The organism is Serratia sp. X10, assembly GCF_017811775.1.
In the GTDB taxonomy this organism is placed as follows: Bacteria; Pseudomonadota; Gammaproteobacteria; order Enterobacterales; family Enterobacteriaceae; genus Serratia; species Serratia ureilytica.
In genome coordinates this window covers 127,808-152,676 of sequence record NZ_JAEIOH010000007.1, presented here as the reverse complement: position 1 = coordinate 152,676, position 24,869 = coordinate 127,808, and the positions used below count along the sequence as shown (strand labels likewise).

Genomic DNA, 24,869 nt, shown 5'->3' with positions numbered 1-24,869 from the left:
ATGAAACGTATTGCCATTACCGAGCGCCCGGACTGGCGCGAAAAAGCGACCGAGTTCGGCTTCCGTTTCCACACCATGTACGGCGAGCCGTACTGGTGTGAAGACGCCTATTACCAGTTCACGCTGGCGCAGATTGAAGAGATCGAAAACGCCACCGCCGAGCTGCATCAGATGTGCTTGCAGGTAGTGGAGAAAGTGGTCGCCAGCGACGAGCTGATGGCCAAGTTCTGCATCCCGAAACACACCTGGGAATTCGTGCGCAGCTCCTGGCGCACCAACCAGCCGTCGCTGTATTCGCGTCTCGATCTGGCCTACGACGGCGTCAATCCGCCGAAGCTGCTGGAGAACAACGCCGATACGCCGACCTCACTGTATGAAGCGGCCTTCTTCCAATGGCTGTGGCTGGAAGACCAGATCAACGCCGGCAAGCTGGATCCGCAATCGGATCAGTACAATAGCCTGCAGGAGAAACTGATCGAGCGTTTCGCCGAGCTGAAAGCGCATCACGGCTTCGGCCTGTTGCACCTGGCCTGCTGCCAGGACAGCGAAGAAGATCGCGGCACGGTGCAATACCTGCAGGACTGCGCGCAGGAAGCCGGTCTGCCGACCGAATTCCTGTTCATGGAAGAGATTGGCCTTGGCGAGAAAGGCCAGTTCACCGATCTGCAGGATCAGGTGATCGGCAACCTGTTCAAGCTCTATCCGTGGGAATTCATGCTGCGCGAGATGTTCTCCACCAAGCTGGAAGACGCCGGCGTGCGCTGGCTGGAACCGGCCTGGAAAAGCATCATCTCCAACAAGGCGCTGCTGCCGCTGCTGTGGGAAATGTTCCCGAATCACCCTAATCTGCTGCCGGCTTATTTCGCGCAAGACGATCATCCGCCGATGGATCATTACGTCACCAAGCCGCTGTTCTCACGCGAAGGCGCCAATATCCAGATCGTCGAAAACGGTCAGGAAGTGGCGCGCGTCGATGGGCCGTACGGCGAAGAAGGCATGATCGTGCAGCAGTTCCATCCGCTGCCAAAGTTCGAAGACAGCTACACGCTGATCGGCAGCTGGCTGGTGAACGATCAACCTTGCGGCATCGGCCTGCGCGAAGATCGCGAACTGATCACGCAGGATCTGTCGCGCTTCTATCCGCACACCATCCTCGGCTGATCGCACCGCTGAAGGCAAAAACGCCAGTCTCTGACTGGCGTTTTTTATTTATCCCACCTGTACCGACAGCATGCTCAGCGCCCCCATCTCGATACCGTCGATCGGCACGCTGATGGCCTCTTTTCCATCCCAGCCGCCGAGCACATACAACAACGGCAGATAGTGTTCCGGCGTCGGATTCGACAGCGCAGCCCCCTCATGGCGCATGAAATCCACCAGCGGATGGTTATCGCCTCGATAACGCAGGTTATCCCGGACAAAGTTATTGAATGATTCCGCCCACGGATAGGCGCTGGTATCGCCCTGCCATTTCACCATGCGCAGGTTGTGCACCACGTTGCCGCTGGCGACGATCATCACGCCCTCGTCCCGCAGCGCAGCGAGTTTGCGGCCCAGTTCATAGTGGTAAGCCGCCGGCTGAGTGCCGTCGACGCTGAGCTGCACCACCGGAATATCAGCATCGGGATACATCTTTATCAATACCCCCCAGGTGCCGTGATCCAATCCCCACTCGCCGAGATCCGCCGTTACCGGCACCGGCGCCAGAATGTGCTGCAGCTGCGCGGCCAGCGCGGGAGAGCCCGGCGCCGGATAGCGGGTATCAAACAGCGCCTGCGGGAACCCGCCGAAGTCGTGAATGGTTTTGGGTTTTTCCATCGAGGTGACCGCAGTGCCGCGGGTGTACCAATGCGCGGAAACCGCCACGATCGCCTTCGGGCGCGGCAATGACTCACCCAACGCACGCCATGCCCGGGTGTAGCGGTTGTCTTCCAGCACGTTCATCGGGCTACCGTGGCCCAGGAACAGTGCCGGCATACGAGAGGTGTTCATAGAGGGATCCTTAGTTCAAATTGTGCTATGGCGTTACATTACGCGCTTTGCCGCAGCAACACAGCCGGATAACCGTGATGATGATCTTCAATAAATTTGAATTAAAAAGCGCAAAAATGCACCGGCCAACAGAAAGTTAAAAAATACATATTTTTCAATTAATTAATAAATTCTGTGAATACTATGGCATTACTGCCACACAGATCTAATTTGTGAACAATTTATGTATTTTTTGTTAACGCAGTCGATACACTCCTCTTTCAGTCGACAGGGTGTTGGCAGCCCGTCGGCGCTACGGGAATCACGTCTCACCAAGGAGGAATTCATGTTCAGACTCACACTGGCAACCCAGCTGGCGCTTTCCATGACCTTGCTGGCCACCGGGGCGGCAGTCGCCGGCGCGGCGGACAACGCGCAGCTGACGCAGCGCGAAGACCCTTATTTCCTTCAGGCTCAAACTCAGCTGCAACAGCGGCTGAAGCAAACGCCAAACACCAACCGCGCCAAAAACGTCATTCTGGTGGTCGGCGACGGCATGGGATTTTCCACCGTGACCGCCGCCCGTATTTTTGAAGGGCAGCAGCGCGGCGTGGATGGCGAATCCAACGTGCTGGCCTGGGAAGCCTTCCCCTATCTGGCGGCAGCCAAAACCTATTCCGCCGACGCCCAAATCACCGACTCCGCGCCCAGCGCGGTGGCGATGACCACCGGCGTCAAAACCATCAACGATCTGATGGGCCTCAACCATACGGCCGCCCTCAACAACTGCGAGGATCAGCAAACCAAGGCTGTCACCACGCTGTGGGAGATGGCCGCAACGCTCGGCATGTCCACCGGCGCCGTGACGACCGCGACCATTACCCACGCCACGCCGGGCGCCACCTATGCCCATATCGCCAACCGTGACTGGGAATCCGACGCCAAAATGCCGGCGGATGCTCTGGCCGCAGGCTGCCGCGACATCGCACGCCAGCTGGTGGAAATGAAGTACGGCAACGGCCTGAACGTGGCGATGGGCGGCGGGCGCGCCAACTTCCTGCCCGACAGCGTGAGCGATCCGGAATATCCCGGCAAGAAAGGCGCCAGAAAGGACGGCCGTGACCTGACGCAGGCCTGGCTGCAACGCTACGGCGAGCGCGGACAATACGTCTGGAATCAGGCGCAGTTCGACAAAATCGAACCGGGCAAAGTCGACCATTTGCTGGCCCTGTTCGAGCCGTCACACATGAACTTCGAGCACGATCGGCGGCAAGACGCGGCGGGAGAGCCTTCGCTGGCGGAAATGACCGGCAAGGCCATCGATATTCTGGCCAAGAATCCCGAGGGCTACCTGCTGTTGGTGGAGGGCGGACGCATCGATCATGGCAGCCATAACGGTAACGCCTACCGCACGCTGAGCGACGCGGTCGCGCTGAACGAAGCGGTGAAAACCATCGTCGACAAGGTCAATCTGGACGAAACCCTGGTGATCGTGACCGGCGATCACAGTCACACGCTGACCATCGCCGGCTATGCCAAGCGCGGCAATCCTATCCTCGGCATTTCCGTCGGCGTCGACGGCAAACCGCGGCTGGGCAGCGACGGCAAGCCGTACACCACCGTTGGCTTCGCCAACGGCCCCGGCGGCGCGATCCCATTGACCGAGCGCCCGGCATTAACCATGGAACAGGCCACCGCGCCCGACTTTATTCAGCCGGCGCTGGTGCCGCTGAAAAGCGAGACGCACGGCGGGGAAGATCTCGGCATCTACGCCATCGGCCCCTGGGCGCACCTGTTCCAGGGTACGGTTGAAGAGAACTACACCTTCCACGTGATGAATTACGCCAGCCGCATCGGCGAACGCCTGTCAGAACGGTAGATACAAAAAAGCCGCGTTACGCGGCTTTTTTATCGATGAAAGCAGCCGGCTATCAGCTGGCTTTTTTCTCGTGCGCCTGGCGGTAAGCCACCAGATCTTCGATGGTCAGCACCACCATGTCGTGCTGTTTGGCGAAGGCGATCACTTCCGGCGCATGCGCCATGCTGCCATCGTCGTTGGTCAGTTCACACAACACGCCGGCAGGTTTGAAACCGGCCATGGAGACCAGATCGATGGTCGCTTCGGTGTGGCCGCGGCGGCTCAGCACGCCACCCGGCTGCGCGCGCAGCGGGAACACGTGGCCCGGACGGTTCAGGTCGCTCGGCTTGGCGCTGTCTGCCACCGCCGCACGGATGGTGGTCAGGCGATCGGAAGCGGAAACCCCGGTGGTCACGCCCTGCGCCGCTTCGATGGTCACGGTGAAGGCGGTCTGGAACTGGCTGGAGTTGTTGGTCACCATCATCGGCAGCTCAAGCTGCTGACGGCGTTCTTCGGTGATGCACAGGCACACGATGCCGCTGCCGTGGCGAATGGTCAGCGCCATCTGCTCAACGGTCATGGTTTCCGCGGCGAAGATCATGTCCCCTTCGTTTTCACGGTTTTCATCATCGAGCACCATCACGCCGCGCCCGTTACGCAGTGCGTCGATCGCGCGTTCAACGCGTTCTGTCGGCGTGCCGAAGTCTGAAAGTAGCGTCTGATTCATGGTAAAAAACCTCATTAAAAATTATGGATTACCAGAACCAGGGCGATCTTGAGGAGTAGCTAGCAATAGCTAAAAAAATAACGCAAGCGGGCGCATGCCCGGCAGATACCGTTACTCTCTCCCATCCGGACTATAACCGTCGGCCCCGGAATTACACCGGATCTGCTGACCTCTAACCGGCCTTTACAGGCTGGCTGAGCGCTCGCGGGCTTTCACCGTAGAAGGTGATTTACCGCCGGTGGGGACTTTCACCCCGCCCTGAGAATAAGCCAGATGACTATAACGCTAATGGATAGACAGGGCAATTAGCAAAAGCACAATTCGGCCACGCGCGGCGAATGCGCTTAATGGTGTTTATCCGGCGGGCAACTCGCATTACACTAAGCGGCAGCTATTAAACTCTGAAAGGGATACGCCATGATTGACCCGAAAAAAATCGAACAAATCGCACGCCAGGTTCATGAGTCCATGCCTAAAGGCGTTCGTGAATTCGGGGAAGACGTTGAGAAAAAAATCCGTCAGGTGCTACAGTCGCAGTTGACCCGCCTGGATTTGGTTAACCGCGAAGAGTTCGACGTGCAGACTCAAGTGCTGTTGCGCACCCGCGAAAAGCTGGCGCTGTTGGAACAGCGCATGGCCGAGCTGGAAAGCAAGCTGAGCGCGGCGCCGGCCGCCAAACAGGAAGACGAATAATTCCCGTCAAGGGCGCGCACCGCGCGCCCTTGTTCTTTACGTCGTCCGGCGTTAGCCGCGCCCGTCTTTGATCGCTTTGATGATGTTGGTGGTCGACAGGCCGTCTTCAAAGTTCAGCACTTTGACATCGCCGCCGTTGGCCCACACTTCCGCACTGCCGGCAATCTCTTCCGGCTTGTAATCGCCGCCTTTCACCAGCAGATCCGGCAGAATGTCGGCGATCAAGCGCTGCGGCGTGTCCTCTTCGAACGGCACCACCCAATCTACCGCTTCCAGCGCGCCCAGCACAATCATGCGGTTCTCCAGCGCGTTGACCGGGCGTTTTTCCCCTTTCAGGCGTTTGGTTGACGCATCGCTGTTCACCGCCACGATCAGGCGATCGCCCAGCTTGCGGGCATTGGCCAGATAAGAGACGTGACCGGCATGCAGAATGTCGAAGATGCCGTTGGTCATCACCACTTTTTCGCCGCGCTGACGCGCCTGCGCCACGGCCTGTTTCAACTGCGCTTCGGTCATCACGCCAAAACCGGTCTCGGCGCGGCCGCGCACCGCGTTCTCCAGCTCGATCGGCGACACGGTGGACGTGCCGAGCTTGCCCACCACCACGCCGGCGGCGGCATTGGCCAGGAAACAGGACTCTTCAAGCGAGTTGCCGGCGGCCAGCGAGGCGGCCAGCACGCCGATCACGGTGTCGCCGGCGCCGGTCACATCGAACACTTCCTGCGCCTGGGTCGGCAAGTGCAGCGGCTCAATGCCCGGCTGCAGCAGCGTCATGCCGTGTTCGGAACGGGTAACCAGCAGCGCCGACAGCTCGAAATCCGCCACCAGCTTCATGCCGCGCTCCACCAGTTCCGCTTCATCCTTGCAGTGGCCCACCACCGCTTCGAACTCGGACAGGTTCGGCGTCAGCAGCGTCGCGCCGCGATAGCGCTCGAAATCGGATCCTTTCGGATCGATCAGCACCGGCACCTTGGCGGCGCGCGCCAGTTGGATCATGCCCTGCACCTGGCTGAGCGCGCCTTTGGCGTAATCGGACAGCACCAGCGCGCCGATCTGCGGCAGCGCCTGCTGAATGCGCTCCAGCATCGGCTGCGGATCGACGTTGGAGAAGCCTTCTTCGAAGTCGAGACGGATCAGTTGCTGGTTGCGCGACAGTACGCGCAGCTTGGTAATGGTCGGATGGGTCGGCACCGAGACGAAGTCGCAGCGCACGTTGACTTCATTCAGCTTGGCGCTCAGCGCCCGCGCCGCATCGTCGATGCCGGTCAGGCCCACCAGACGGGAAGTGGCGCCCAGCGAAGCGATGTTCATCGCCACGTTAGCCGCGCCGCCGGGACGCTCTTCGATGGTATCGACCTTGACCACCGGCACCGGGGCTTCCGGTGAAATGCGGCTGGTCGGCCCATACCAATAGCGATCCAACATGACGTCACCGACCACCAGCACACCGGCGCGGCGAAAATCAGGCAGCGTAACTTTCATCCGATAACTCCAAAAAAGAACAAAATTTTAGTGGCGCAGATATTACCACAGACCGCCGGAATACCCGCAAAAAGGTATTAATCCAGCCATTTGGCCCAGCTGGCGCGCACCTGCTCGCGCTCGGCGGCAAACAGCTCGCTGCCGACCTTGCCGGAATGCTCCTGCAGCGCCAGGTGGTGGATCTCGTCGCGCATGGTGACATAGGCCTGGGTCAGCGCGCGCGCCTCCTCTTCCGGCATGATGTCGTAATTGGCCATCAGCTCGAAGATGCGCACGTTGTCCGACCAACGCGTCAGGCGCGGTTCACCCGGCGCATAGCGTAAGACCAGATATTGGGCGATAAATTCGATGTCGGTAATGCCACCCTCATCGGCCTTGATATCAAACAGATCGCGCTGCTTGTTGCCGAGATGGTTGCGCATCTTTTCGCGCATCTCGCGCACTTCGCGCTTCAGGGTCTGCGCATCGCGCGTTTTGCACAGGATCTCGCGCCGGATCGCGTCGAACTGCTGATGCAGCGCCGGATCGCCGTGCACGATGCGCGCGCGCACCAGGGCCTGATGCTCCCAGGTCCAGGCTTCGTTTTGCTGGTAGTCGGCGAATGCCTCGACGGTGCTGACCAACATCCCCGCGGCGCCGGAAGGCCGCAGGCGCGCGTCCACCTCATACAGAATGCCGGAGGAGGTGCGGGTGCTGAACAGATGCATCACCCGCTGCGCCAGCCGCAGGTAGAACTGGCGGCCGTCGATGCAGCGATCGCCGTCGGTCATCACCTCCGGCGGGCAATCCAACAGGAACACCAGATCGAGATCGGAACTGTACCCGAGCTCCCAGCCGCCCAGTTTGCCATAGCCGATTACCGCAAAGCCGCGCCCCTCCCGCTCCTGCAAATGGGTGGGCTGGCCGTAGCGCGCCACCATGTCGCTCCAGGCCTGTTGCACCACCGCGTCGATGATCGCCTCAGCCAGATAAGTCAGGTGATCGCTCACTTTCATCACCGGCAGCGCCCCGGCGATATCCGCCGCGGCGATGCGCAACTGCTGCGCCTGTTTGAACTGACGCAGCGCCTCCAGCTTTTGCTCTTCATCGTCTTCCGGCACCCGCAGCAGGTACTGACGCAGCTCGCTGCGGTAGGCGTCCAGCGCCACCGGCTGATACAGCGTGGCCGGATCCAGCAGCTCGTCCAGCAACAGCGGGTAACGCGACAGCTGGTTGGCGACCATCGGCGACGCGGCGCACAGGCGGATCAGATGGCTGAGCGCCGCGTGATACTCCACCAGCAACTCGAGGTAGGTGGTGCGGGTGACGATGCTCAGCAGCAGCTGCGCCAGCCGCACCAGCGCAGTCGGCGCGTCCTGCCGCGGGCATACCTCCGCCAGCAGGCGCGGCATCAGCTGATCGAGCACGTCGCGGCCGCGCGGGCCGATGGTGCGTTTGTCTACGTCGTGGCGGAAATCGGCGATGGTGCGCAGCATCTGTCGGCGCCCCTCTTCATCGAGGTGCGGCGTCAGCGGCGCCAGCTCGTTCTCCTCCAGCGCGTCCTGCCACAGGCTGTGGTAGTGCTGATAGTCGGGATCTTCGCCGACATCCGGGCTATCGTCGCCGATCAGGTCGTCGAACACCGCACGCACCGCCTGCATGTGCACGTCCAGCGCCGCCATCAGCGCCGGCCAATCCGCCAACCCCATGCCGTAGGCCAACCGGGCCTGATCGAGCGCCTCCTGCGGCAGCGTCTGGGTTTGCTGATCGCCGATCGCCTGCAGCAGGTTCTCCAGCCGCCGCAGGAACAGGTAGGCGGCGCTCAGCGCCCGCACCTGCTCGCTTTCCAGCAGCCCCAGCTCGCCCACCGCCTGCAGCGTCGGCAGCAGCGAACGCCCCTGCAACGCCGGTTCACGGCCGCCGCGGATCAGCTGGAATACCTGGGTGATGAATTCGATTTCGCGAATGCCGCCGGCGCCCAGCTTGATGTTGTCCTTCAGGCCGCGCCGCCGCACTTCACGGGCGATCATGCCCTTCATGTTGCGCAGAGACTGAATGACGCTGAAATCAATGTAACGACGGAACACGAACGGACGCAGCGTTTTACGCAGCTCCTGGCTGTAGGCGTCTTCCGCCCCGCCCATCAGGCGCGCCTTTACCATCGCATAGCGCTCCCAGTCACGCCCCTGTTCCTGGTAGTAATCCTCCAGCGCCGCAAAGCTCATCACCAACGGGCCGCTGTCGCCGAACGGCCGCAGCCGCATGTCCACGCGATAGACGAAGCCATCGATGGTCTGTTGATCCAGCGCCTTGATCAGCCGCTGGCCGAGACGGGTGAAGAACTGGGCGTTATCCAGCTCGCGCCGCCCGCCCTGGGTTTGACCATTTTCCGGGTAAGCGAAGATCAGATCGATGTCCGACGAGAAGTTCAGTTCGCCGCCGCCCAGCTTGCCCATGCCGAGAACCAGCAGCGGCTGCGGTTCGCCGTCGGCATTGCACGGCGTGCCCCACTCGCGGCAACAGGTTTGATACAGCCAGTCGCGCGCGCTGACGATCAGCGTCTCCGCCAGCCCGCTCAGCTGCAGCAACGTTTCTTCGGTCGAACACAGCCCCTGCGCCTGCGCCCAGGCGATGCGCACCAGCGTTTCGCGGCGAAACAGACGCAGCGTGCGCATCAGTTGCGCTTCGTCGCGCACCTCTTCCAGCTCGTCCTGCAACCAGGCGGCGTAGTGTTGCCACTCGCCGGGCGCCGGCGGCTGTTCGCGCAGCGTCGCCAACCAGGCCGGCTGGGCGAGCAGCGCGTCGCTGACGAAGTCGCTCGACGCCAGCACCCACTGCTCTTGCTCGCTAAAGGCGCAGTCCGCGCCGTGAACTTCCTGAAAACGCTGCACAACCTGCTGTGCCTGAGCCTGTAACGCGGCTGAAAGTGGCGACATAGTGTATGACCCGTTCTGCGGCCCACGGCTGGCGGGCCGGCTGGATTAACGAAGCGCGCCGTTTAACCAGAATGGCGCATGCGATAAGGCCTGTTTGCGGCTGGCTTCATACCAGCCCTGGCGGCGCTCGCTCAGCGCCGCCTGCAGCTCGCGCCAGGCGTCGATATAAGGCCCGGTCTGCTCGTCGGGGTAAGCGCCCGACAGCAGGACCAGCGCCGAAATCTGACGCGTCAGGCGCGGCAATTGCTCCTGATATTCATCTTCGTTCAGCGTACGGCTGAAGGCTTCTTTCAGCTCCGCGCCGCTGCGCCCCAGCATGATGTCGCTGAAGCGTTTGAATGAACCGTCCAGTTTGGCCTGCCCTTTGGCGTCGATAAACGGCCGCCAGGCGCCGCGCACCAGCCATGATGTGAGCGCCAACTTACATTGCAGATAGGCCGCGCTGTAGCACAGGCTCTCCGGTTGCGCGGCTTTGTCCGCCAACAGCGGTTCGAGCTCGGTCAGGCGGGCGCGCAGATCGGCGCTGGCCTTGCGCGGCACCAGGCCGCCGAAGATCACCAGCGCCTGGCGGATCGTGCCGACCGCTTCGAGGACCGCCCCGCGCGCCTGCGCATCGCCGCGCAGCCACAGCTCCTCATGGTACTGCCAATGGTTGAGCGCCAGCTCGAAGGCGGCGATCATCCCCTGCTCCACGGTCGCCTTGGCCGCCGGCTTCAGCACCCGCAGCGGGCGCACCTCGCGCGGCGGATTGCCCTGCGCCAGGTGGTAGCCGCGCGCCGCCTTGCTCAGGCTGCCCTGACGCAGCCCATCGTGCGCCGCCAGCTCGCCGGCCAATGCCAGCAGATCGGCAGTGTTGCCTTTCAGCAGCTCCAGTTCGATCTCGCTCAGGGCTTCGCTGAGGTCACCGGCGCGCACCTCTCCCTGATCCAAGCCAATCTCGATCTCGCTTTGGCCGTAAGTGACCACCCACTTTTCACGCGCAAAGTCGGTACGGAACAGCGGCTGCAACGCCTGCTGCAGCGCCGCGATATCACAATCCTGTGGCCAGATGTCGGCAGGAAACTGCGCCAGCGCCAGCTGCGGCTCGGCGATAGCGACATTGTATTCCGGACGTTGGTGCAGACCGGCCACCACTTTACCGGCGGTTTTGATGGTCATCTCATAGCGATCGTCGAAACCGCGAATGCGCAGCCCCATGTCGTGATTGCGCAGGAAGTTATCGGACGTTTCGAAGTAAATGTTGGTCAGTTTTTGCGGCGCGGAATGCTGATGCGGCCAGGCGGCAAGCCATTGCGGCAGAGCGGCCACCGCTTGCGGCGCGGCGATGAATTTCAGTTCAATTTCAACGGTCATAATTCTTTAACACCAATAAGTTATGCATTCACGTCTGTTTCAGCGCGGCGCGTTCGGCCGCCGCATACTGCCCAATGACGCACAGTTGCCGTTATCTTACCGCGATTCCCGGCGCCTTAACCCTGCTAACTGTAGAAAAAACCTGTTACGTTATAAAACGCCGCGCAACTCACAGAATCAGCCACAGTAAGATAGTTCTCATTCCGGTTTTGGCGTTGCGTCGTCAGACTGAACGCTCTACTATCGTTCCATAAATTCACCCAGAAACGATGAACTAATGCAGAAATTACGCCTGATTTGCCTTGCCGCGCTGAGCTTCAGCATCACTTGGGGCGCACATGCCGAAGATAAACGCTATATCTCCGATGAGTTAAGCACTTACGTCCATAGCGGCCCAGGTAATCAGTACCGTATTGTCGGCACTCTGAACGCCGGTGAAGAAGTCACCCTGCTGAGCGTCAACGACAGCACCAACTACGGCCAAATCCGCGATCCGAAAGGCCGCACCACCTGGATCCCACTCGATCAGCTCAGCCAGACGCCGAGCCTGCGCACCCGCGTGCCCGAGCTGGAACAGCAGGTGAAAACCCTGACCGACAAGCTGGCCAACATCGATAACACCTGGAACCAGCGCACGGCGGAAATGCAGGAAAAAGTCGCGGGCAGCGACAGCACCATCAGCAGCCTGCAGAAAGAAAACCAGGATCTGAAAAACCAGCTGGTGGTCGCGCAGAAGAAGGTTAACGCCGTTAACCTGCAGCTCGACGACAAACAGCGCACCATTATTCTGCAGTGGTTCATGTACGGCGGCGGCGTCGCCGGCGTCGGCTTGCTGCTGGGCCTGCTGTTGCCGCACCTGATCCCGCGCCGCAAGAACAACAATCGCTGGATGAACTGATCTCAGTATCGTTCAGTTTGAGTATGGGCGCCTGCGGGCGCCCTTTTCATTGGCGCCGACATCCCGCGGCCAATTCATGTAATCTGATAGACAGAGCCTTACACGATATTCAGGAGTCAACAGTGCAGATTTATCTGGTCGGCGGCGCCGTTCGCGACAGCCTGCTCGACATTCCGGTGGTCGATCATGATTGGGTGGTGGTGGGCGCCACGCCGGCCGAGCTGCTGGCATTGGGCTACCAGCAGGTCGGCAAAGATTTTCCGGTATTCCTCAATCCCGACACCCACGAGGAGTATGCGCTGGCGCGCACCGAGCGCAAATCCGGCCAGGGGTACACCGGTTTTACCTGCTATGCCGCGCCGGACGTCACGCTGGAGGAGGATCTGCTGCGGCGCGATCTGACCATCAACGCCATCGCCCGTTCCGCCGAGGGGGAGCTGATTGATCCTTACGGCGGCGTGGCCGATCTGCAGGCGCGCGTGCTGCGCCACGTTTCCGACGCCTTCGGCGAAGATCCGCTGCGCGTACTCCGCGTGGCGCGCTTCAATGCCCGCTTCGCCCACCTGGGTTTTCGCATCGCCGACGAAACGCTCGCCCTGATGCGCCAAATGGCGCACAGCGGTGAACTGGCCGCGCTGACCGCCGAACGCGTCTGGAAAGAAACTGAAAAGGCACTGCAAAGCCAGAGCCCGCAGGTCTATTTTCAGGTGCTGCGCGACTGCGATGCGCTGGCGGTGCTGTTCCCGGAAATCGACGCGTTGTTCGGCGTGCCGGCTCCCGCCAAGTGGCACCCGGAGATCGACACCGGCGTGCACACGCTGATGGCGTTGGCGATCGCCGCCCGCCTCACGCCGGAGGTGGACGTGCGCTTCGCCACCCTGTGCCATGACCTCGGCAAGGGATTGACGCCAAAAGCGTTCTGGCCGCATCACCACGGCCACGGCCCGGCCGGCGTGCGGCTGGTCGAGGCGCTGTGCCAGCGGCTGCGGGTGCCCAACCCGGTGCGCGATCTGAGCAAGCTGGTGGCCGAGTACCATGATCTGATCCACACCGTGAACAAGCTGCGGCCGGAGACCCTATTGAAGCTGTTCGACGCCATCGACGTCTGGCGCAAGCCGCACCGGCTGGAGCAGATGATCCTGACCAGCGAGGCGGACGCGCGCGGCCGTACCGGCTTTGAGGAGAATCCCTATCCGCAGGGCGACTATCTGCGTCAGGCGTATCAGGTGGCGAACGCGGTATCTATTAAAGAGGTGGTGGCCAGCGGGCTGCAGGGCACCGCGATCCGCGACGAGCTCAAACGCCGCCGCCAGCAGGCGCTGGCCGAGTGGAAGCTCACCCAAACCATCATCAACGATCAGGCATAAAAAAACCCCGCAGAGCGGGGTTTTTTCCTGGCGTGAAGGCTTACAGGAACACCATGTAAACCACGGCCGCCACGATAAAGCGGTAGATAGCGAACGGCACGAACGAGATGCGTTTGATCAGAGACAGGAAGGTCTTGATCGCAACCAGCGCCACCACGAAGGCGGTGACGAAACCGACGGCGAACATCGGCAGGTCGCCCCAGGTCAGGAAGTGCAGGCTCTTGTACAGATCCAGGCCGCTGGCGCCAATCATCATCGGCACAGCCAGAATGAAGGAGAACTCGGACGCCGCATAGCGGTTCACGCCCACCAGCATGCCGCCGGCGATAGTGGAACCCGAACGGGAGAAGCCCGGCCACAGCGCCAGACACTGGAAGCAGCCGATCATGAACGCCTGACGGTAAGTGATGTCATCCAACCCTTCCGCGCTAGGCTTCTTCGGCTTCAGCCATTCCGCCGCCAGCAGCAGCAGGCCGCCGACCACCAACGCGTACATTACGTTTTTCGGCGCAAACAGCGACTTGATGAAATCATGGAAGGCCAGCCCCAGCACCACCGCCGGGATCATCGCCAGCAGGATGTGCCCCAGCTTCAGCTGGCCGCTGGTTTTGCCTTCGTGCTCCACCGGCTTGCCGCCGAAATGGATGCCGATCAAACCGAACAACCGGCGCCAGAACATCACGACGACGGCCAGGATCGACCCCAGCTGGATAATGACTTCAAAGGTTTTGGCTTTGTCGCCGGTAAAGCCCAGCCACTCGCCGACGATGATCATATGCCCGGTGGAAGAAACCGGCAAAAATTCGGTTAATCCCTCGACAACCCCAAGAACAAACGCAATAAACAGTGAATGCATGTCTGCCATGTGCTTCGCTCACCCCATAAAATAACGGCTATCACATAAAAAAGCGGCAATGCTTAAAGACAATGCCGCTAAAACAATTCTCAGGATTAAGACCAGGTTAACGGTCTTTCGTTGCAAGCAGATGACATAAAATCATGCGGGACGAGTGCCGCGCTCAATGATCACGCCGACCCGATTGGCATGTGCTACAGCGCCCGGTTTGCTGACCTTAATACGGACCCAGGGGGAATTGAAGCGCTTGAGCAAAATTTCAGATATTTCCTCCGCCACGCGCTCCACCAGCGCGAACCGGTTCGACTCCACGTGTTGGATCACGGCATCGCTGACGTCGGCATAGCTCAGACAGTCATTTACGTCGTCGCTGGCGGCGGCCGGCCGGTTATCCCAGCCCATTTCGATATCGAACACCAGCTTCTGACGAATGCCCTGTTCCCACTCATAAACGCCAATGGTGGTAATTACGGTAAGCTCTTCAATAAATACGATATCCATCACGTCATTCTCTGTTTTTGGCCTTGCCGGATACCACTTCCAGCGGAATGTGCGTATTATCCATAGATGTTGCGAGTAAAACGACCATTATTAAACGGAACCGCGTTATGAGTGCTACCGCGCTTGGCATGATTATCTTCGCGTATCTGTGCGGCTCGATTTCGAGCGCGATCCTGGTTTGCCGGATCGCCAGGCTGCCGGACCCGCGTGAACATGGCTCAGGAAACCCCGGGGCGACCAACGTCCTGCGCATCGGCGGCCGGCTGGCGGCGGCGGCGGTGCTGGTGTTCGATATTCTGAAAGGGATGTTGCCGGTCTGGCTGGCCTACAAACTCAATGTGCCGCCGCTGTATCTGGGCCTGACGGCGATCGCCGCCTGTCTTGGGCACATCTATCCGGTGTTCTTCCACTTTCGCGGCGGTAAAGGCGTGGCGACGGCGTTTGGCGCCATCGCGCCTATCGGCTGGGATCTGACCGGCCTGATGACCGGCACCTGGCTGCTGACGGTGTTGCTCAGCGGCTACTCCTCGCTCGGCGCCATCGTCAGCGCGCTGATCGCCCCGTTCTACGTCTGGTGGTTCAAACCGCAGTTCACCTTCCCGGTGGCGATGCTCTCCTGCCTGATCCTGATGCGGCATCACGACAATATTCAGCGCCTGTGGCGCGGCCAGGAAGGCAAGATTTGGGGCAAGTTCCGCAAGAAGAAAAACGACGCGGATGAGGATAACGGCGACCAGCCGAAAGACGAATAACGTAAGGGCCGGACTAACCGGCCCTTTGTTTTATACCGCAGGCAGTTCCGCCAGCGGCCAGCGCGGCCGCACCGACACGCTCAGCTCCGGGTTGGCGCCGCTCTTCAGCCGCACCATGCCGGCATAGGCGATCATCGCGCCGTTGTCGGTGCAAAATTCCGGGCGGGCATAGAACACTTCCCCGCCGCGTTTCTGCATCATCTCCGCCAGTTTGGCGCGCAGCGTGCGGTTGGCGCTCACGCCGCCGGCCATCACCAGGCGTTTGAAGCCGGTTTGCTCCAGCGCGCGTTTGCATTTGATCGCCAGCGTATCCACCACCGCATCCTCGAAGGCGCGGGCGATGTCGGCACGCGTCTGATCGTCGTTGCCGTTGGAGCGAATGGTGTTGGCGGCGAAGGTTTTCAGGCCGGAGAAGCTGAAGTCCAGCCCCGGACGATCGGTCATCGGCCGCGGGAAGGTGAAACGCCCCGCCGTGCCCTGCTGCGCCATCTTCGACAGCATCGGCCCGCCGGGATAATCCAGGCCGAGCAGCTTGGCGGTTTTGTCGAACGCTTCGCCGGCGGCATCGTCGATCGACTCGCCCAGCAGTTCATATTCACCGATGCCGGTGACGCTGATCAGCTGAGTGTGGCCGCCGGAGACCAGCAGCGCGACGAACGGGAACGCCGGCGGGTTATCTTCCAGCATCGGCGCCAGCAGGTGGCCTTCCATGTGGTGCACCGGCACCGCCGGCACGTTCCAGGCGAACGCCAGCGCGCGCCCGACGGTAGCGCCGACCAGCAGCGCGCCTACCAGGCCCGGCCCGGCGGTATAAGCCACGCCGTCGATATCGGCCGGGGTCAGGTTGGCCTCTTTCAGCGCCGCCTGAATCAGCGGCACGGTTTTGCGCACGTGATCGCGGGAGGCCAGTTCCGGCACCACGCCGCCGTAGTCGGCGTGCAGCTTCACCTGGCTGTATAATTGGTTGGCCAACAAACCGGTTTGATCGTCATACACTGCAATTCCGGTTTCATCGCAGGACGTTTCTATACCCAGTACTCGCATTACATTTCCCATCATTCACGTGCGGCCGCCAGTCTACCACATTCCGCCGCATTTACCGCCAGCGCGGCGCATCTTGTCACCGGCTTGCGCCTATGTCGATGATTCATCCAGAAAATGCCCAGGCGATTAAACACGAGCATTTTTTTCTGATTAGTCTATAATCAGCGCCCGGTGCAAAATTGCGCACGTTGCGGCAGAGCGACGCGGGTTTCAATTTGCGGTGATGCTTTACAAAGCAGCATCCATTGGAGTAAAATTCCGCACCATTTTGAAAAGGCTGGCGCTTGGCCAGCAGCAAACCGAATTTTATTGAGGTGAGAGGCACATGCCGGTAATTAAAGTACGTGAAAACGAGCCATTTGACGTTGCTCTGCGTCGTTTCAAACGCTCTTGCGAAAAAGCGGGTGTTTTAGCTGAAGTTCGTCGTCGTGAGTTTTATGAAAAACCAACTACCGAACGTAAACGCGCTAAAGCTTCTGCTGTGAAACGTCACGCGAAGAAACTGGCTCGCGAAAACGCACGCCGCACTCGTCTGTATTAATTCTTCGGGGGCAACCCCACCGCGTGAATTTCTGATTTTCAAAATCGCGCAGACCGAGTAGTTGCATACGAAGGCCGTGCTTTCCGAAAGGAATGCGCGGCTTGTTCTCGTTTATAGGCTAATGAAGTAAGGGCTTATGGCTGGACGAATTCCGCGCGTATTTATCAATGACTTGCTGGCTCGCACCGACATCGTCGATTTGATCGACGCCCGCGTGAAGCTCAAGAAGCAAGGCAAGAACTACCACGCGTGCTGTCCGTTCCACCACGAAAAGACGCCTTCATTTACCGTTAATGGCGAAAAGCAGTTTTATCACTGTTTTGGATGTGGTGCGCACGGCAACGCCGTCGACTTTTTGATGAATTACGACCGACTCGAGTTTGTCGAAACCATCGAAGAGCTGGCGACCATGCACGGGTTGGAAGTGCCTTACGAAGCGGGCACCGGGCCGACCCAGATCGAACGCCATCAGCGCCAGAGCCTATACCAACTGATGGAACAGCTCAGCGCGTTCTATCAACAGTCACTGCAGCAGTCCTCCGGGGCGCCGGCGCGCAACTATTTGCAGCAGCGCGGATTAAGTGACGACGTTATTCGCCATTTCGCCATCGGCTTCGCGCCGGCGGGATGGGACAACGCCCTGAAGCGTTTCGGCCGCGACGCCGACTCGCGCCGCGCATTGAACGATGCCGGCATGCTGGTGACTAACGATCAGGGGCGTTCGTACGACCGTTTCCGCGAACGGGTAATGTTCCCCATCCGCGACAAGCGAGGGCGTGTGATCGCCTTCGGCGGCCGCGTATTGGGCGACGGCATGCCCAAGTACCTGAACTCGCCGGAAACCGAAGTTTTCCATAAGGGCCGCCAGCTGTACGGCCTGTATGAAGCACAGCAGAACCACCCTACCCTGCAGCGGCTGCTGGTGGTGGAAGGGTATATGGACGTGGTGGCGTTGGCGCAATTCGGCATCGATTATGCCGTCGCCTCGCTCGGCACCTCGACGACGGCTGAACACATTCAGCTGCTGTTCCGCGCCACCGACAACGTCGTCTGCTGTTACGATGGCGACCGCGCCGGCCGCGAAGCGGCCTGGCGAGCGCTGGAAACCGCGCTGCCGTACCTGAACGACGGGCGCCAGCTGCGGTTCATGTTTTTGCCCGACGGCGAAGACCCGGACACGCTGGTGCGCAAGGAAGGTAAAGAAGCCTTCGAGCAGCGAATGGAGCAGGCGCAGCCGCTGTCCACGTTCCTGTTCGAAAGCCTGCTGCCGCAGGTGGATTTGAGCAGCCCGGACGGGCGCGCCAAGCTGAGCACGCTGGCGCTGCCGCTGATTACTCAGGTGCCGGGCGAAACGTTGCGCTTGTACCTGCGTCAGGAGCTCGGCAACAAGCTGGGGCTGCTGGACGACAGCCAGCTCGACAAGCTGATGCCCAAGCAGGCTGAAAATGCGAATCCTTATCAGGCGCCCCAGCTAAAACGCACAACCATGCGTATACTGATAGGGTTACTGGTGCAAAATCCGCAGTTGGCTACACTTATCCCTTCGCTGGAAGGGTTGGAGCAGACCAAACAGGCGGGATTGCCGCTGTTCGTCGAACTGGTGCAGACCTGTTTGGCGCAGCCGGGCCTGACAACCGGGCAATTGCTGGAGCTGTATCGCGACAACAAATTCAGCCAGCAGCTTGAAACCTTGGCGACCTGGAACCATATGATCGTTGAGGACATGGTCGAACAGACCTTTTTGGATACGTTGGCCAGCCTGTACGACTCGGTGCTCGAGCAACGGCTGGAAACGCTGATCGCGCAGGCCAGAACGCGCGGCCTGAGCCCGGAGGAACGTGAAGAAGTCCGTTCCCTCAACCAGGTTTTAGCGAAGAAAAACTGAATACCAAACGGCTTAAGTGCCGATAATTGCGAGGGCAGAGCCCTGCACAGTGCCGCCATAGTGGGCCGCGGCGATAACGAAAACGCCCCAAATGCTATTGTTGGCGGTTTCGCCGACCGACACCAACCTAAATACTCTGAAGTGTGGATACCGTCTTATGGAGCAAAACCCGCAGTCACAGCTGAAGCTACTTGTCACCCGTGGTAAGGAGCAAGGCTATCTGACCTATGCTGAGGTCAATGACCATCTGCCGGAAGATATCGTCGACTCCGATCAGATCGAAGACATCATCCAGATGATTAACGACATGGGCATCCAGGTGATGGAAGAAGCACCGGACGCCGATGACCTGCTGCTCGCCGAAAACTCGAACAGCACGGACGAAGATGCGGAAGAAGCCGCCGCACAGGTTCTGTCCAGCGTGGAATCCGAAATCGGCCGCACCACCGACCCGGTGCGCATGTACATGCGCGAAATGGGTACCGTCGAACTGCTGACGCGCGAAGGCGAAATCGACATCGCCAAGCGCATCGAAGACGGCATCAACCAGGTTCAGTGCTCGGTTGCCGAATACCCGGAAGCCATCACCTATCTGCTTGAGCAGTACGATCGCGTCGAAGCGGGCGAAGCGCGCCTGTCCGACCTGATCACCGGCTTCGTCGATCCTAACGCGGAAGAGGACATCGCCCCAACCGCCACCCACATCGGTTCCGAACTGTCGAGCGAAGAGCAAGACGACGACGACGAAGATGAGGACGCCGAAGACGACGATACCGAAGACGACAACAGCATCGATCCTGAGCTGGCGCGTCAGAAGTTCGCCGAGCTGCGCGATCAGTACGAAGCAACCCGTCAGATGATCAAGAAAAACGGCCGCAGCCATGCCAGCGCCGCGGACGAGATCCTGAAGCTGTCTGAAGTGTTCAAGCAGTTCCGCCTGGTGCCGAAACAGTTCGACTTCCTGGTCAACAGCATGCGCACCATGATGGACCGCGTTCGCACCCAGGAACGCATCATCATGAAGCTGTGCGTTGAACAGTGCAAAATGCCGAAGAAAAACTTCGTCACCCTGTTCGCCGGCAACGAAACCAGCGATTCCTGGTTCGAAGCCGCGCTGGCGATGGCCAAGCCATGGTCGGAAAAGCTGAAAGACGTTGCTGAAGACGTGCAGCGCAGCCTGCAGAAACTGCGTCAGATCGAAGAAGAAACCGGCCTGACCATCGAGCAAGTCAAAGACATCAACCGTCGCATGTCGATCGGTGAAGCGAAAGCCCGCCGCGCGAAGAAAGAGATGGTTGAGGCCAACCTGCGTCTGGTTATTTCCATCGCCAAGAAATACACCAACCGCGGCCTGCAGTTCCTGGATCTGATCCAGGAAGGCAACATCGGCCTGATGAAAGCGGTAGACAAGTTCGAATACCGCCGCGGCTACAAGTTCTCGACATACGCCACCTGGTGGATCCGTCAGGCTATCACCCGCTCCATCGCCGACCAGGCGCGCACCATCCGTATTCCGGTGCATATGATTGAGACCATCAACAAGCTCAACCGTATTTCGCGCCAGATGCTGCAAGAGATGGGCCGCGAGCCGACGCCGGAAGAGCTGGCCGAGCGCATGCTGATGCCGGAAGACAAGATCCGCAAGGTGCTGAAGATCGCCAAAGAGCCAATCTCGATGGAAACACCGATCGGCGACGACGAAGATTCGCATCTGGGCGACTTCATCGAGGATACTACCCTCGAGCTGCCGCTGGATTCCGCGACCTCGGAAAGCCTTCGTTCCGCCACCCACGACGTGCTGGCCGGCCTGACCGCGCGCGAAGCGAAAGTGCTGCGCATGCGTTTCGGTATCGACATGAACACCGACCACACGCTGGAAGAGGTAGGCAAGCAGTTTGACGTTACCCGTGAGCGTATCCGTCAGATCGAAGCCAAGGCGCTGCGCAAGCTGCGTCACCCAAGCCGCTCCGAAGTGTTGCGCAGCTTCCTGGACGACTAAGTCCGGCTGCCGCATCAAAAACAAAAACCCCGGCCTGCCGGGGTTTTTTTATGCCTCAGAACATGCTGTTGCCGCTGGCGGTCTTCTCCGGCACCGGCTGCGTCACGTCCCAGTGCTCGACGATTTTTCCGGCGCTGTCGAGACGGAAGATATCGACGATCGCCGCGGTCTTGCCGGCCTCGCGTCCGCTGACCTCCACATGCAGGATCACGTAGTCGCCGTCGACGAACGCCTGTTTAATCTCGCTGTGCGAGTTGGGGTAACGCGTTTTCAGCAGCTCGACAAATTGACGAAATCCCTCCACGCCGTCTTGGGCATTGGGGTTATGCTGCTTGTACTGCTCACCCAAAAACGGCCGCGCCGCCGCAAAATCCTTGTTGTTGAGCCCCTGCCGATAAAACTCCAGCACGTTCTGCTTGTTGCGCGCTTCCTGCGGCGAATGCCCCGCCTGCGCGGCGCCGGTCACCAACAGCAGCGCCATCAAACAGCCTTTCATCATCGATGTCATCGCACACTCCCTTATGTCATTGCAGCGCCAGGAACAGCTCACGATAGCTGGCGGTAAGCTGCTCCAGCGTGGCGCGGTTCAACCCGCTGGGGTTGGGCAATACCCACACCTCGGTTTGCCCCAGCATCATAGCCTGCTTGCCCCAGGGCGCGTTTTTCACCCCGAAGGCGGTGGTGAACGCCTGCTTGCCTAAAATCGCCAGCGCGCGCGGCTGGTAGCGCAGGATCTTCTCTTGCAGCGCCTCACCGCCGCTGCGCAACTCGTCGCGCGACAGCTCGCTGGCCGCCACCGTCGGGCGCGCCACCAGCGCGGTGATGCCGCAGCCGTTATCCTTCAGTTGCTGCCACTGCTCCGGCGCCAGCTGGCGCTCGGTAAAACCGGCCTGATGGATCACCTTCCAGAAGCGGTTGCTGCCGTTGGCGAAAGGGTAGCCTTGATGGGCGGAAGAAAGGCCGGGATTGATGCCGCAAAACACCACCCGCAGGTCAGGCGCCAGAAGTTCCATGAGTATCGTGAGTCCATTGCAGGGATTTACTGCGGTTATCGCAAAATCCGCCAGCAATTACAACAGGCTAGAACTGTGCAGAAAAGCAACATACGGGCGGGTAACAGTAGACCGCCGCTTAAGGATTCCCTATAATCTCGCGGCTTGGCCCCTTAGCTCAGTGGTTAGAGCAGGCGACTCATAATCGCTTGGTCGTTGGTTCAAACCCAACAGGGGCCACCAAATTTTTGCTGTTTTCACAGCCTTACAAGCCATCCTGTTTGGGGTGGCTTTTTTGTTTCCCGCCGCCGTGCCACACTTCTCTTTCGGCATGCCTGATTTATTCCGACTCATAAGGATCCCGCATGATCGTCATCTGCGACCACGACAACCTCGACGCCTGGCTGGCGCTGCGCGCGGCGCTGTGGCCATCCAGTTCGCCTGAAGAGCACCGCGCGGAGATGCGCGAAATATTGGCTTCGCCGCACCACACCGCGTTTATGGCGCGAGGGGTGGACGGCGCTTTCATCGGCTTTGCCGAAGTGGCGCTGCGCTACGATTACGTCAACGGCTGCGAGTCGTCGCCGGTGGCGTTTCTGGAAGGTATCTATGCCGTCGAACGCGCCCGCCGCCAGGGCTGGGCCACGCGATTGATCGCACAGGTGCAGGAATGGGCCAAGCAGCAAGGCTGCAGCGAGCTGGCATCGGATACCGATATCGCCAATCTGGACTCCCAGCGCCTGCATGCCGCGCTGGGCTTTGCCGAAACGGAACGGGTGGTGTTTTACCGCAAAACGCTGGGCTGATCAGGCGGTCTTGCTTTGCCGCTGATGCGCCAGCTGCTCGGCGCGCAGCAGGATCTCCTGCAGATCGTCCTCATCGATATCGAACAGCTCCCCCTGCATCAACGCCTCGTGCCGATGGCCAGCACCGCCGTCCGCCGCGTCATAAAAGAACTTTTAGGCTAACAGATTGATTTTTAGCCTCCCCTCAACAATGATGAATGTTCCCCCCTTAACCCCGAGGAACCGCCGATGTCTCAACCGATCACCGAGCTTTATACCGACAGTGAATTTTTCAGCCCGTACGCCATGTCCGCCTTTGTCGTGCTGACGGAAAAAGGCATTCCGTTCACCGTGAAGCCGGTGGACCTGGCGAAAGAAGAGAACAAAGAGGCGGCCTACGCGGCGCTGTCGCTCACCCGCCGGGTGCCGACGCTGGCGATCGGCGAGTTCCAGCTCTCGGAGTCTTCGGCGATCGCCGAATACCTGGAAGACATCCATCCAGCCCACGCCGTATACCCGCGCGACGTGAAGCTGCGCGCCAAAGCGCGCGAGATCCAGGCCTGGCTGCGCAGCGATCTGCTGCCGATCCGCGCCGAGCGTTCGACCGAGGTGGTGTTCAACAACGGCAAGTTCCCGCCGCTGTCCGAAGCGGCTCAACAGGCCGCGCGCAAGCTGATCGCCGCCGTGGAAAAACTGCTGAGCCACGGGCAGGACAATCTGTTCAGGGAGTGGTGCATCGCCGACACCGATCTGGCGCTGATGCTCAACCGGCTGGTGATGCACGGCGATCCGGTGCCGGAGCGCGTGCGCCACTATGCGCACAAGCAGTGGCAGCGCCCGTCGGTGCAGGCCTGGCTGGCGTTGTCGGAAAAGCGGCGCGCGTGAGAAAAAAATCGGCGGCCACGACGCCGCCGTTCTCAATGCCGAGAAACAACATCACTGCTTGAGGGAAGGCAAATCACCATCCAGAGGGCAGATAGCCTAACAATGAAGCGATGGCGTACACCGCGCTGGCCAGGTACAGCAACACAATGCTGATCTGCAGCAGCGGGTGCGTGATCCAGTTGCACTGCCAGCGTGGGGTTTGGTCGCCGTGTTTGCGCGCGCCACGAAGGATCAGCATCGGCATGATCGACAGGATCACCCCGCTGAACACCCCGGCGAAGTAGAGCGCGTTGACGAACGACACCAGCCCGCTGTAGGCCAGCGCGAACGGCGGCACCACCACCAGCAGCAGCACGCCGAAGCGGCGCAGCGGCAGCTCGTCGTTGCCCAGCCGGAACTTGTCGAAAATATTGGTCAGGAAGCTGCCGCCCAATCCCCAGTACGAGGTCAACATCGCGCACAGCGCGAAGATGTTGGCGGAGAAGAACGCCCACTGCCCCAGCGCCTGGCCCCAGGAAATGGTGGCCACGTCGGAGATGTCATCCAGCCCGCTGAGCGCAATCACCGACATCGGCACCGCCGCCAGCAGAATGAAGGTCACCGCCATGCCGACGATGATCGCCTTCGGCAGCTGTTCCGGCTTGTCGGCAAAGCCGCGCGCCATCTCCGGCACGATGTACTGCGCCGAGAAGCAGAACACCACCACGTTGAACACCGGCACCATATAGCGCCAGTCGCCGTCCAGCAGGTTGCGCATCTGAGTGGTGTCTTTCAGCAGCGTCGCCGCCACCAGCGCGGTCAACATCACCACCATGCCGATGCTGATGAACTTCTCGCCGCGGCCGATCGCTTTCAAACCGAGGTACAGCACGCCGGCAGCGGGTACGAAGAACAGCAGGCTGCCCAGCGCCGGCGAGATGCCGAACAGCGATTGCAGCAGCTTGCCGCTGCCGGTCATATAGGCGGTGAGCGCCCCGACGCTGTTGACGCACACCGAAGCGAACATCAACCAGGCGCCCAGCCCGCCGACGTAGCGCTTCGCCAGACCGCTCAGCTGCAGATGCGCGCGGGTGCGCAGCGTGGATTCAGCGACGTACAGCATGGTGATGGTGGTCAGGCTCCCCACCAGCACCAGCCAGAACAGCAGCGGCAGGAAACCGGCCTTGCTGGAGGCATAGGCGATGGAGAGCACCCCGGCGCCGATGTTGGTGCCGACGATCATCGCCACCCCTTCGAGGAAACTTAACGATTTGGCGGGTGCAGATGCTCGCACCCCGGCGGCAAGCGCCGGAGAAACAGAGATATTATCAGACATGCATCATCCTTTATCGCCCGGCGACGCTGGCCGCCGGGATGGGTTAACGT

22 protein-coding genes, 1 tRNA gene, 1 pseudogene and 1 riboswitch are annotated in these 24,869 nt (G+C 60.4%); of the genes and pseudogenes, 12 read left to right on the top strand and 12 right to left on the bottom strand.

Translation table 11 applies throughout. The features are described from left to right. Nucleotides 1-1,161: a glutathionylspermidine synthase family protein gene (locus J9788_RS20455; protein ID WP_046897282.1), complete on the top strand. Its 1,161-nt coding sequence runs from the start codon at nucleotides 1-3 to the stop codon at nucleotides 1,159-1,161. Nucleotides 1,162-1,209: 48 nt separating this feature from the next. Here the strand turns inward: J9788_RS20455 and ygiD are convergent, their stop codons facing one another. Continuing rightward, a complete protein-coding gene (ygiD, locus tag J9788_RS20450) occupies nucleotides 1,210-1,992 on the bottom strand; it encodes a 4,5-DOPA dioxygenase extradiol (RefSeq protein ID WP_182265445.1) in 783 nt (260 codons plus the stop codon). A gap of 325 nt (nucleotides 1,993-2,317) precedes the next feature. On the opposite strand from ygiD, the gene J9788_RS20445 reads away from it, so the two are divergent. Next, a complete protein-coding gene (locus J9788_RS20445) occupies nucleotides 2,318-3,850 on the top strand; it encodes an alkaline phosphatase (RefSeq protein ID WP_046897280.1) in 1,533 nt (510 codons plus the stop codon). A 52-nt stretch (nucleotides 3,851-3,902) separates the two neighbouring features. Here J9788_RS20445 and ribB read toward each other — a convergent pair whose 3' ends face one another. Then, nucleotides 3,903-4,556, bottom strand: coding sequence for a 3,4-dihydroxy-2-butanone-4-phosphate synthase (gene ribB, locus J9788_RS20440; protein ID WP_033636071.1), 654 nt, complete (start codon nucleotides 4,554-4,556; stop codon nucleotides 3,903-3,905). 109 nt (nucleotides 4,557-4,665) lie between these two features. Beyond that, nucleotides 4,666-4,826: riboswitch (FMN riboswitch) on the bottom strand. A 147-nt stretch (nucleotides 4,827-4,973) separates the two neighbouring features. Between ribB and J9788_RS20435 the strand changes: the two genes are divergently transcribed. Further along, nucleotides 4,974-5,249 (top strand): accessory factor UbiK family protein, encoded by a 276-nt coding sequence (locus tag J9788_RS20435; RefSeq protein ID WP_004937216.1) that lies wholly within the window; start codon nucleotides 4,974-4,976, stop codon nucleotides 5,247-5,249. A gap of 51 nt (nucleotides 5,250-5,300) precedes the next feature. On the opposite strand, the gene hldE is transcribed toward J9788_RS20435, so the two are convergent. The 3 genes from hldE to J9788_RS20420 all read right to left on the bottom strand — a co-directional run bounded on the left by hldE (nucleotide 5,301) and on the right by J9788_RS20420 (nucleotide 10,999). Further along, entirely contained in the window at nucleotides 5,301-6,731 is a 1,431-nt protein-coding gene (gene hldE / locus J9788_RS20430) for a bifunctional D-glycero-beta-D-manno-heptose-7-phosphate kinase/D-glycero-beta-D-manno-heptose 1-phosphate adenylyltransferase HldE (RefSeq protein WP_046897278.1), read from the bottom strand. A 77-nt stretch (nucleotides 6,732-6,808) separates the two neighbouring features. Continuing rightward, complete coding sequence (gene glnE / locus J9788_RS20425; protein ID WP_182265446.1) at nucleotides 6,809-9,646, bottom strand: bifunctional [glutamate--ammonia ligase]-adenylyl-L-tyrosine phosphorylase/[glutamate--ammonia-ligase] adenylyltransferase; 2,838 nt, start codon at nucleotides 9,644-9,646, stop codon at nucleotides 6,809-6,811. Between the two features lie 45 nt (nucleotides 9,647-9,691). Beyond that, nucleotides 9,692-10,999: an inorganic triphosphatase gene (locus tag J9788_RS20420; protein ID WP_182265447.1), complete on the bottom strand. Its 1,308-nt coding sequence runs from the start codon at nucleotides 10,997-10,999 to the stop codon at nucleotides 9,692-9,694. Nucleotides 11,000-11,276: 277 nt separating this feature from the next. Between J9788_RS20420 and J9788_RS20415 the strand changes: the two genes are divergently transcribed. Together J9788_RS20415 and J9788_RS20410 are read left to right on the top strand one after the other, a co-directional pair. Next, a complete protein-coding gene (locus tag J9788_RS20415) occupies nucleotides 11,277-11,897 on the top strand; it encodes a TIGR04211 family SH3 domain-containing protein (RefSeq protein WP_033644594.1) in 621 nt (206 codons plus the stop codon). 122 nt (nucleotides 11,898-12,019) lie between these two features. Further along, the gene (locus J9788_RS20410) at nucleotides 12,020-13,264 is read left to right on the top strand and encodes a multifunctional CCA addition/repair protein (RefSeq protein WP_182265448.1); all 1,245 of its coding nucleotides are present in this window, start codon (nucleotides 12,020-12,022) and stop codon (nucleotides 13,262-13,264) included. Nucleotides 13,265-13,304: 40 nt separating this feature from the next. Here the strand turns inward: J9788_RS20410 and bacA are convergent, their stop codons facing one another. Both bacA and folB read right to left on the bottom strand, forming a co-directional pair. Further along, nucleotides 13,305-14,129 carry an undecaprenyl-diphosphate phosphatase gene (gene bacA / locus J9788_RS20405; protein WP_033644592.1) on the bottom strand — a complete coding sequence of 275 codons (825 nt, stop codon included), beginning with the start codon at nucleotides 14,127-14,129 and terminating at the stop codon, nucleotides 13,305-13,307. 132 nt (nucleotides 14,130-14,261) lie between these two features. Beyond that, a complete protein-coding gene (folB, locus tag J9788_RS20400; RefSeq protein WP_046897274.1) occupies nucleotides 14,262-14,621 on the bottom strand; it encodes a bifunctional dihydroneopterin aldolase/7,8-dihydroneopterin epimerase in 360 nt (119 codons plus the stop codon). A gap of 107 nt (nucleotides 14,622-14,728) precedes the next feature. Between folB and plsY the strand changes: the two genes are divergently transcribed. After that, the gene (gene plsY, locus J9788_RS20395; RefSeq protein ID WP_033644590.1) at nucleotides 14,729-15,373 is read left to right on the top strand and encodes a glycerol-3-phosphate 1-O-acyltransferase PlsY; all 645 of its coding nucleotides are present in this window, start codon (nucleotides 14,729-14,731) and stop codon (nucleotides 15,371-15,373) included. A gap of 30 nt (nucleotides 15,374-15,403) precedes the next feature. Here the strand turns inward: plsY and tsaD are convergent, their stop codons facing one another. Then, nucleotides 15,404-16,417 carry a tRNA (adenosine(37)-N6)-threonylcarbamoyltransferase complex transferase subunit TsaD gene (gene tsaD / locus J9788_RS20390; RefSeq protein WP_004937199.1) on the bottom strand — a complete coding sequence of 338 codons (1,014 nt, stop codon included), beginning with the start codon at nucleotides 16,415-16,417 and terminating at the stop codon, nucleotides 15,404-15,406. A 325-nt stretch (nucleotides 16,418-16,742) separates the two neighbouring features. On the opposite strand from tsaD, the gene rpsU reads away from it, so the two are divergent. From rpsU to rpoD, 3 genes are all read left to right on the top strand, one after another. After that, the gene (gene rpsU, locus J9788_RS20385) at nucleotides 16,743-16,958 is read left to right on the top strand and encodes a 30S ribosomal protein S21 (RefSeq protein WP_001144069.1); all 216 of its coding nucleotides are present in this window, start codon (nucleotides 16,743-16,745) and stop codon (nucleotides 16,956-16,958) included. 136 nt (nucleotides 16,959-17,094) lie between these two features. Next, entirely contained in the window at nucleotides 17,095-18,843 is a 1,749-nt protein-coding gene (gene dnaG, locus J9788_RS20380) for a DNA primase (protein WP_019453084.1), read from the top strand. 157 nt (nucleotides 18,844-19,000) lie between these two features. Continuing rightward, nucleotides 19,001-20,842 (top strand): RNA polymerase sigma factor RpoD, encoded by a 1,842-nt coding sequence (rpoD, locus tag J9788_RS20375; protein WP_019453085.1) that lies wholly within the window; start codon nucleotides 19,001-19,003, stop codon nucleotides 20,840-20,842. Between the two features lie 55 nt (nucleotides 20,843-20,897). Here rpoD and J9788_RS20370 read toward each other — a convergent pair whose 3' ends face one another. Next, nucleotides 20,898-21,350: a nuclear transport factor 2 family protein gene (locus tag J9788_RS20370; RefSeq protein WP_370571553.1), complete on the bottom strand. Its 453-nt coding sequence runs from the start codon at nucleotides 21,348-21,350 to the stop codon at nucleotides 20,898-20,900. A gap of 16 nt (nucleotides 21,351-21,366) precedes the next feature. Beyond that, the gene (mug, locus tag J9788_RS20365; RefSeq protein ID WP_182265449.1) at nucleotides 21,367-21,855 is read right to left on the bottom strand and encodes a G/U mismatch-specific DNA glycosylase; all 489 of its coding nucleotides are present in this window, start codon (nucleotides 21,853-21,855) and stop codon (nucleotides 21,367-21,369) included. Nucleotides 21,856-22,001: 146 nt separating this feature from the next. Here mug and J9788_RS20360 point away from each other — a divergent pair. Both J9788_RS20360 and aac(6') read left to right on the top strand, forming a co-directional pair. Beyond that, a tRNA-Ile gene (locus J9788_RS20360) sits at nucleotides 22,002-22,077 on the top strand. Between the two features lie 122 nt (nucleotides 22,078-22,199). Beyond that, nucleotides 22,200-22,640 (top strand): aminoglycoside 6'-N-acetyltransferase, encoded by a 441-nt coding sequence (aac(6'), locus tag J9788_RS20355; RefSeq protein ID WP_046897272.1) that lies wholly within the window; start codon nucleotides 22,200-22,202, stop codon nucleotides 22,638-22,640. Here aac(6') and J9788_RS20350 read toward each other — a convergent pair. Beyond that, nucleotides 22,641-22,751: pseudogene (locus tag J9788_RS20350) on the bottom strand (HPP family protein); the annotation flags it as partial. Nucleotides 22,752-22,868: 117 nt separating this feature from the next. On the opposite strand from J9788_RS20350, the gene yfcF reads away from it, so the two are divergent. After that, nucleotides 22,869-23,504 carry a glutathione transferase gene (gene yfcF, locus J9788_RS20345; RefSeq protein WP_046897271.1) on the top strand — a complete coding sequence of 212 codons (636 nt, stop codon included), beginning with the start codon at nucleotides 22,869-22,871 and terminating at the stop codon, nucleotides 23,502-23,504. Between the two features lie 73 nt (nucleotides 23,505-23,577). Here the strand turns inward: yfcF and J9788_RS20340 are convergent, their stop codons facing one another. Beyond that, the gene (locus J9788_RS20340) at nucleotides 23,578-24,819 is read right to left on the bottom strand and encodes an amino acid permease (protein WP_046897270.1); all 1,242 of its coding nucleotides are present in this window, start codon (nucleotides 24,817-24,819) and stop codon (nucleotides 23,578-23,580) included. Nucleotides 24,820-24,869: the final 50 nt, after the last annotated feature.